The sequence below is a fragment of the Actinoplanes sp. NPDC051346 genome, assembly GCF_040682215.1.
Classification (GTDB): Bacteria; Actinomycetota; Actinomycetes; order Mycobacteriales; family Micromonosporaceae; genus Actinoplanes.
On the sequence record NZ_JBFBAJ010000007.1, the window covers coordinates 258,215 to 265,588 of the forward strand.

Here is a 7,374-nt window from a genome sequence, read left to right on the forward strand (position 1 = left end):
CGTTATCCACAGCGAAATGCGTAGCTCGGGCCCGTTTGTCGGGTTCGACCGTAAGTAAGGGTTAACTGTGACGGATACTCCCGAGAACCCCGCCGAGGAGCCCCAGGGCGACATCCGCGGCGGCACGGTCGGCCAGCGCGTCGAGCCGGTCGGCCTCGAGGTCGAGATGCAGCGGTCGTACCTCGACTACGCCATGAGCGTGATCGTCGGTCGTGCCCTGCCGGACGTCCGCGACGGCCTCAAGCCGGTGCACCGCAAGATCCTCTATGCGATGTACGACGCCGGCTTCCGGCCGGACCGGGGTTACGTCAAGTGCGCCCGCGTCGTCGGCGACGTCATGGGCAACTACCACCCCCACGGCGACTCGTCGATCTACGACGCCCTCGTCCGGATGGGGCAGCCGTGGTCGCTGCGCTACCCGCTGATCGACGGCAACGGCAACTTCGGCTCGCCGGGCAACGACCCGCCGGCGGCCATGCGCTACACCGAGTCGAAGCTCTCGCCGCTCGCCATGGAGATGCTGCGGGACATCGACGAGGACACCGTCGACATGCAGGACAACTACGACGGCCGGGCCAAGGAGCCCACGATCCTGCCGGCGCGGTTCCCCAACCTGCTCGTCAACGGCTCCGAGGGCATCGCCGTCGGCATGGCCACCAAGATCCCGCCGCACAACCTGCGCGAGATCGCGGCGGCCGTGCAGTGGTGCCTGGACAACCCGGAGGTCGACGAGGCCACCACGCTCGACGCGCTGCTGGAGATCGTCAAGGGTCCCGACTTCCCGACCAAGGGCCTGATCGTCGGCCAGTCGGCGATTCAGGACGCCTACCGCACCGGCCGCGGCTCGATTCGCATGCGCGCCGTGGTCGAGGTCGAGGAGGACGCGCGCGGGCGTCCCTGCCTCGTCGTCACCGAGCTGCCATACCAGGTCAACCCGGACAATCTCGCCGAACGTGTGGCGGAGTTGGTCAAGGAGGGCAAGCTCACCGGGATCGCCGACATCCGGGACGAGTCCTCCGGGCGTACGGGCATGCGCTTGATCTTGGTTTTGAAGCGTGACGCGGTCGCGAAGGTCGTGCTGAACAACCTCTACAAGCACACCCAGCTGCAGGAGACGTTCGGCGCCAACATGCTGGCGCTCGTCGACGGCGTGCCTCGCACGCTCAACTTGGCGCAGTTCATCCGCTACTACGTCGAGCACCAGATCGAGGTCATCCGCCGGCGGACCGCATACCGCCTGCGCAAGGCCGAGGAGCGCGCGCACATCCTGCGCGGCCTGGTCAAGGCCCTCGACGCGCTCGACGAGGTCATCGCCCTGATCCGGCGCTCGCCGACGGTCGAGGACGCCCGCCAGGGCCTCATCCAGCTGCTCGAGATCGACCAGGTGCAGTCCCAGGCGATCCTGGACATGCAGTTGCGGCGCCTCGCGGCCCTGGAGCGGCAGAAGATCATCGACGAGCTCGCGAGCATCGAGATCGAGATCGCCGACCTCAAGGACATCCTCGCCAAGCCGGAGCGGCAGCGGGCGATCGTCTCCGAGGAGCTCGCCGAGATCGTCGCGCGCTTCGGCGACGAGCGGCGTACCCAAATCATCCCGTTCGACGGCGAGGTCTCAATGGAAGACCTCATCGCGCGCGAGGACGTTGTGGTGACAATCACAAGGACCGGGTACGCCAAGCGCACCAAGGTCGACCTCTACCGCTCGCAGAAGCGTGGCGGCAAGGGTGTGAGCGGCGCAACTCTGCGTCAGGACGACATCGTCAGTCACTTCTTCGTGATCTCGACCCACTCGTGGATCCTGTTCTTCACGAACAAGGGCCGGGTATACCGGGCAAAAACCTACGAACTGCCCGAGGCCAACCGGGTCGCCAAGGGTCAGCACGTCGCCAACCTGCTGGCCTTCCAGCCGGACGAGCACATCGCCCAGGTCATCCAAATTCCGAACTATCAGGTGGAGCCGTACCTTGTGCTCGCCACCAAGAATGGTCTCGTGAAGAAGACCCGACTCGAGGAATTTGACTCCAACCGCAGCGGTGGCATCATCGCCATCAACCTGCGGGAGGATGACGAGTTGGTGGGCGCTGCGTTGGCCGCTTCGGAGAACGACCTGCTCCTGGTCTCGAAGAAGGCTCAGGCCATCCGGTTCAACGCGACCGACGAGGCGCTGCGGCCGATGGGCCGGGCCACCTCCGGCGTGATCGGCATGCGGTTCGGCGACAACGACGAACTGCTCGCCATGGAGGTGGTTCGCGATGGCATGGACGTTTTGGTCGCCACCAACGGCGGGTATGCCAAGCGGACGCCGATCGAGGAGTATCCCGTGCAGGGACGGGGTGGCAAGGGCGTGCTGACGGCGAAGATCACGGAGCGTCGCGGCGGCTTGGTCGGAGCGCTCGTGATCAGCCCGGAGGATGAACTGTTTGCCATCACCAGCAATGGTGGTGTCATCCGGACTCCCGTGAAGCCTGTACGGCGCACGCGGGATCGGAACACAATGGGGGTCAAGCTCATGGACCTCCCAGAAGGTGTAACCATCGTGGCGCTTGCTCGTAATGCCGACGAGCCTGACGAACAGGACTAGTTGATGCCGGAGACACAGGCGAAGTCGGGAGGTACGGGGGCCTCGGCGAAACCCGTCGATGAGGAGCCGAAGAAGGACGGCGCCGCATCGAACGGGCGAGACGCCGCTGGCCGCGCCGCGGTTCCCGCGGACGCCCCGTCCCCGCCGAAGTTCACCCGCGCCCCGGGCATGGCCCCGCCGCCGGGTGAGCCGAGCGCCGACAGCGACGGCCAAGCCGAGGGCAAGCGCCCGGCCGCGACCCCGGCGGCGAAGGGCTCGGCGAAGGGCTCTGCCACCGTGCCCATCGTCACCAAGGGCAAGGGCAGCGCGACCCCGGTCCAGCCGGCCCAGGCCGGCCGTGCGGGAGTGGCACCGCCTCCGGCCAAGCCCGCCACGGTCCCGCAGCGGCCCGGCGCGGCCCCCAAGAGCCCCTCCGGCAGCGCACCCGCCGCCGGCGCCGCCGCGGTCGGCGCGGCCCGGGTCTCCGAGGCCGTCCGCACCGCCCGCTCTCCCGTGACGTCGTCGGCCGCCCGCGGCCCTCGCCGGGCGCGCCTGAACCTCAAGCGGATCGACCCGTGGTCCGTGATGAAGTTCGCCTTCGCCGTCTCCGTGGTCCTGTTCATCGTCGTGGTCGTAGCCACCTCGGTGCTGTACCTCGCCCTGGACGCCATGGGCGTATGGAAAGAGGTGAACACCAGCCTGCAGAGCCTGGTGAACGCCAGCGGCGGCACCGGCGCCAACAGCGGCGGCGGCTTCCGCATCACGGCCTGGGGCGTCATCGGCACGTCCATGCTCATCGGGGCGGTCAACGTGGTGCTCTTCACCGCGCTGGCGACACTGGGAGCATTCATCTACAACGTCTGCGCCGACCTGGTCGGCGGCGTCGAGCTCACGCTCGCCGAAAGAGACTGACCAGACGCGTACGCACCAACGGCCGCCGCCCTTCGGGGCGGCGGCCGTTCGCTTTCGTCGACGCCTCCGGTCGCCTCGGTCGTGTCCGGGGTTGTCTCCGGTCGCCTCGGTCGTCCCGGTCGTGTCCGGGGTTGTCTCCGGCGCGGCGACCGCCCCCGATTTGGGCCACCGCAGCCGGATACGGTAACCTTCGTGTCGCTGTCACGGGGCTATAGCTCAGTCGGTTAGAGCGCAGAGCTGATAACTCTGAGGTCGCTGGTTCGATTCCAGCTAGCCCCACCATGCACGTCCCTCCGCCGCAGATCAAAGGGGACCCGGCAATGCTGAAGAAGCTCCTGATCGTCGCCGGCATCGTCGGTGCAGCCGCCCTGGTCGTCAAGAGGGTCAAGGCCTCCAGCGACGAGCGCGCCCTCTGGCACGAGGCCACCACGGCGCCCGACCTGCGCTGAGCCCCGTAGTTCCGGGGGCCCTAGCTCAACTGGCAGAGCACCGCCTTTGCAAGGCGGGGGTTAGGGGTTCAAGTCCCCTGGGCTCCACTTTTCCTCCCTCTGACCTGCGGAAACGCAAGGCCAAGATCGTTAGGCCCACTTCGGGCCCACATCAGGTGCAGTCCCACCGCCCAGCGGCCACCGACTTCAGCACCTCACCGACGACTCCGCGACGACGCTCGCGGCGCGGCCAGAAGTGCACGTAGGTCTCCAACGTGATCTGAAGCGTGGAGTGCCGCAGCGCCCGCTGAACCTCCTTCGGATCCACGTGGTTCGTGATCAGCGTGGTCGCGAAGAAGTGCCGCAGCGCGTGGAAGCCGCTGTACTGCGCGTCCTCCGGCCAGCCAGCCGCGCGACGCCACTTGATCCACTCCGCCGACCAGGTGCGGTCCGTGAACGGGTTGCCGTGCACCGTGGTGAACATCAGCGGCACCTTGCGGCGAACCGCGCTACCGGACGTGATGTCCACCAGCTCGATCTCGACCGGTGGGTAGTTCGCCACGTGGCGGATCCGAGCAGCGGGGCAGGTGCGAGGCGGCCGGGACGGAATGCGACCGCGCCTCAGGACCAGAGCACCGATCCGACGACGCTCAATCCCTTGGGTACACCATCGATCACGAGTCCGATGTTCTCGCCTTCGCGCGCCACGTTCCACGCACCGTCGCCTCGGGCGCACATGCGCCGCATCGCAAGCACCGTCACTTGGTATTGACCCCCATCGGCTTCCAACACCATCTGCTCGCCCTGCTCTATGTCGCCGGCCTCTGGGCGACCCGTCACCACCAAGCCCACCTCAGTCGCCATGAAGCTGTCTTGGATCACCATTCGTGCCATACGCCAATGGTGCAACGTGACGCACTCAACCGGTCCACTCACGGGGGATGCACACACACGCGGAGTGCAGTCACTGCCGAATTGACCTTTTCTTGGATCAAGGCGCCCCGCAAGCGGGCCGCGCGGCCCGGCCGGCGACCGGCCGGGCACCCCAAAGAGGCCCCACCCCGCCGGTCGCCGGCCAAGGTGATCTGAAGCGTCGAGTGCCGTAGCCCTCGCTGCACTTCCTTCGGGTCCGCATGGCTGGTGAGCAGCGTGGTGGCGAAGAAGTGCCACGGCGCGTAAAGACTCGACGATCTGCATGATCTCTCTGCGGTTGCCTCGGTCCGCTGGGTAGCGTCGCGGCATGGGCGCTCTCAAACCGTGGCACGTCCTCGTGCTGATGGTGTGCTGCTTGTTGCCCCTCGTTCTTGCGGCCATCGGCGCCGTATGGGCGATCCGACGAGCAAAGGCGAAGCGCTCACAGGCACAGGGCCAGGGGTGGGTGCCGCCGGGCGCGGCGCCGCCGGCGCACCCGCCTGGACAGGGGCCTCCGGGCCCAGGACCGGGGCAGCCGCCTGGGCGGGGAGAATGGGGACCGCCAGGCTCGGGGCCGGGACAACCATCGTGACGGGAAGATCGATACGCCCTGATCGGCTTGCGGTCGCATGTGGAAGGGATCTTGACCGCAGCGCTGACAGCGACCGGGCCAGACGGCTAACCAGGCCTGCCTGACCTGTCCGTGGCTGCCGGTTCCCATCGCCGGGGGCGCCCTGGTCATTCCTGCTGTGGCGCCGGATACATGTCTTGGCGGTGGAGTCAGGTATCAGCGGTGAAGCCAGGCCAGCAGTTCCGGCGGCGCTAGCTTGGCTGCTCGCTTCTCGTAGTGGGCGAACTCCTCGTCGGTGAGTAACTCCCGGCCCGCGCCTGAGGCGCCTTGGCGGAAGAACGCGGTTCGGTCCTTCATGATGCCGACCGGGTCGGGTGCTAGCCGGTCCGCTCGGGCTCGCATCTGGGCGAATCCGGCAGCCTCGACCAGGGTTGGCCAGCGCTCCTGGTGCACCTCGATGCCGAGCCGGTTTGCTAGGCGGCGCATCTCGCCTTCGAGGTCGTTCATCAGGTCGGCGTAGTGCACCAGGATGACGGTCGGGCTGCGACGGGGAGCGCCATCGCCGCTGTTGCCGTCGACTCCGTGGTTTTCGTCGGCGTTCGAGGCGCTGTTGGCTTGGTGAGAGGGATTAGGGGAGGCCTCGGGGGTGGGCGCGGTATCCGCGTCGGGGGCGCAGTCGCGGTTGGGAGACAAGGCGGGGGTGTGGGGGAGGGCCGGGGAGACGGCAGTGTCGGGGGTGCGCGCAACGTCTGGGGAGAGCGTGGTGTCCGGGGTGCGGGCCAGGCCTGGGGAGAGCGCGGTGTCCGGGGTGCGGGCCAGGCCCGGGGGGAGGGCGGCCTGCGGGGTGGGGGAGGCGCGGTGCCAGGCGTCGGTGAGGTGCCACATCACGCCGGGTAGGGAGTCGAGGGCGTCCGCTGGGGCTACGTCGCGGTCGATCCAGGCGGTCAGGGAGTCGTGGAGGGGCCGGGGCAGTGGGGTGGGGCCGGTTGGGGCGGGGGTGCCGAGGAGTTCGGTCATCCGGGCCCGGTTGAGGTTGTCGCCCTGGTGGAAGAGGGAGACCGCCATGTCGAGGGGGTGTCTGGCTACGACGAGGTAGGTGGCTCGCGGGTCCAGGGGAATGCCGTCGAGCGGGGTGTGGGTCTTGATGAAACGTCGGTGGCGCTGGGCTTCCAAGCGGGCGTACACCTCGTCGCGGGGGAGGACCAGCCAATCCAGCCAGGGTGAAAGCTTCGATAGGGGAGCCGGCAGCTCGGGTTCTTGGAAGACGAGCAGGGCGCAGATCATCTGCGCCCACGTCGTGCCGCTCTTCGACCTGGTGCTGATCACGATGTCGCCCTCGCGGAACGGGAAGCCGTCCCAGCGGGCGCTGTCCTCGTCGGGGGAGCGGTAGCGCATTTCGCCCAACTTAGGGGAACTCTCGGAGCGCCGCTAGCCCGTCGGCGGAGCGCCGCCAGCCCGTTGGCGGAGCGCCGCTAGCCCGTCGGCGGGCTCGTTCAGGTCGAGGTGGTCGTCGCGGTGAGTGGGTCCTTTTGGGTGGCCACCGGGCCGACGTGAGTAGCCTTCACTCGTGAGTGGACGGAGGCGAGCCGCGGCCATCATCGTCCGGGATGGGCGCGTACTGATGGTGCATGAGCGGAGCCGGCGCGACGGCGGCCGGGAGTGGTGGACGCTGCCCGGAGGTGGGATCGACCCAGGTGAGACGGCGGAGGATGCGGTGCGCCGCGAGGTGTTGGAGGAGGTGGGCCTCGTCGTGAAGGAGGCACGCTACCTGCAGGATTTCCCGTATCCCTCCGGGATGACCTCGGTGTTCGCCTGCACGGTGGGCGACGGGGAGCCAGAGCTGGGACCGCATGTGACCGGGCCGGAGCCGATCGGACTGGACTGGGTGCCGCTGCCGGAGGTCGGGCCGGGCGGCACCGATCTCGTGCCCGTCTTTCCGATGATCGTGGCTGTTCGGTTGGAGTGAGGTGCGCGGCCGCTTCAGCTGGATT

7 protein-coding genes and 2 tRNA genes are annotated in these 7,374 nt (G+C 68.2%); 6 read left to right on the plus strand and 3 right to left on the minus strand.

Translation table 11 applies throughout. From position 1 onward, the window contains the following. The first annotated feature begins 112 nt into the window (after positions 1-112). From gyrA to AB0M36_RS19565, 5 genes are all read left to right on the plus strand, one after another. Positions 113-2,581 carry a DNA gyrase subunit A gene (gyrA, locus tag AB0M36_RS19545; RefSeq protein WP_364159653.1) on the plus strand — a complete coding sequence of 823 codons (2,469 nt, stop codon included), beginning with the start codon at positions 113-115 and terminating at the stop codon, positions 2,579-2,581. Positions 2,582-2,584: 3 nt separating this feature from the next. Next, complete coding sequence (locus AB0M36_RS19550) at positions 2,585-3,472, plus strand: DUF3566 domain-containing protein (protein ID WP_364159357.1); 888 nt, start codon at positions 2,585-2,587, stop codon at positions 3,470-3,472. A gap of 205 nt (positions 3,473-3,677) precedes the next feature. Then, positions 3,678-3,754 (plus strand) — tRNA-Ile (locus AB0M36_RS19555). 38 nt (positions 3,755-3,792) lie between these two features. Further along, positions 3,793-3,921, plus strand: coding sequence for a DLW-39 family protein (locus tag AB0M36_RS19560; protein WP_211277715.1), 129 nt, complete (start codon positions 3,793-3,795; stop codon positions 3,919-3,921). Between the two features lie 14 nt (positions 3,922-3,935). After that, positions 3,936-4,008 (plus strand) — tRNA-Ala (locus AB0M36_RS19565). 64 nt (positions 4,009-4,072) lie between these two features. Here AB0M36_RS19565 and AB0M36_RS19570 read toward each other — a convergent pair. The 3 genes from AB0M36_RS19570 to AB0M36_RS19580 all read right to left on the minus strand — a co-directional run bounded on the left by AB0M36_RS19570 (position 4,073) and on the right by AB0M36_RS19580 (position 6,778). Continuing rightward, the gene (locus AB0M36_RS19570) at positions 4,073-4,462 is read right to left on the minus strand and encodes a tyrosine-type recombinase/integrase (RefSeq protein WP_364159359.1); all 390 of its coding nucleotides are present in this window, start codon (positions 4,460-4,462) and stop codon (positions 4,073-4,075) included. 59 nt (positions 4,463-4,521) lie between these two features. Further along, positions 4,522-4,794: a hypothetical protein gene (locus AB0M36_RS19575; protein WP_364159361.1), complete on the minus strand. Its 273-nt coding sequence runs from the start codon at positions 4,792-4,794 to the stop codon at positions 4,522-4,524. 805 nt (positions 4,795-5,599) lie between these two features. Further along, on the minus strand, positions 5,600-6,778 hold the full coding sequence (locus AB0M36_RS19580; RefSeq protein WP_364159363.1) for a sulfotransferase domain-containing protein: 1,179 nt from the start codon (positions 6,776-6,778) through the stop codon (positions 5,600-5,602). A gap of 172 nt (positions 6,779-6,950) precedes the next feature. On the opposite strand from AB0M36_RS19580, the gene AB0M36_RS19585 reads away from it, so the two are divergent. After that, positions 6,951-7,349, plus strand: coding sequence for an NUDIX hydrolase (locus AB0M36_RS19585; RefSeq protein ID WP_364159365.1), 399 nt, complete (start codon positions 6,951-6,953; stop codon positions 7,347-7,349). The last annotated feature ends 25 nt before the right edge of the window (positions 7,350-7,374 follow it).

What these genes read in the sequence shown, in the direction of transcription:
- AB0M36_RS19560 (WP_211277715.1), top strand. Translation starts at nt 3,793, where the DNA reads ATGCTGAAGAAGCTCCTGATCGTCGCCGGCATCGTCGGTGCAGCCGCC.
- AB0M36_RS19580 (WP_364159363.1), bottom strand. Translation starts at nt 6,778, where the DNA reads ATGCGCTACCGCTCCCCCGACGAGGACAGCGCCCGCTGGGACGGCTTC.
- AB0M36_RS19575 (WP_364159361.1), bottom strand. Translation starts at nt 4,794, where the DNA reads ATGGCACGAATGGTGATCCAAGACAGCTTCATGGCGACTGAGGTGGGC.
- AB0M36_RS19550 (WP_364159357.1), top strand. Translation starts at nt 2,585, where the DNA reads ATGCCGGAGACACAGGCGAAGTCGGGAGGTACGGGGGCCTCGGCGAAA.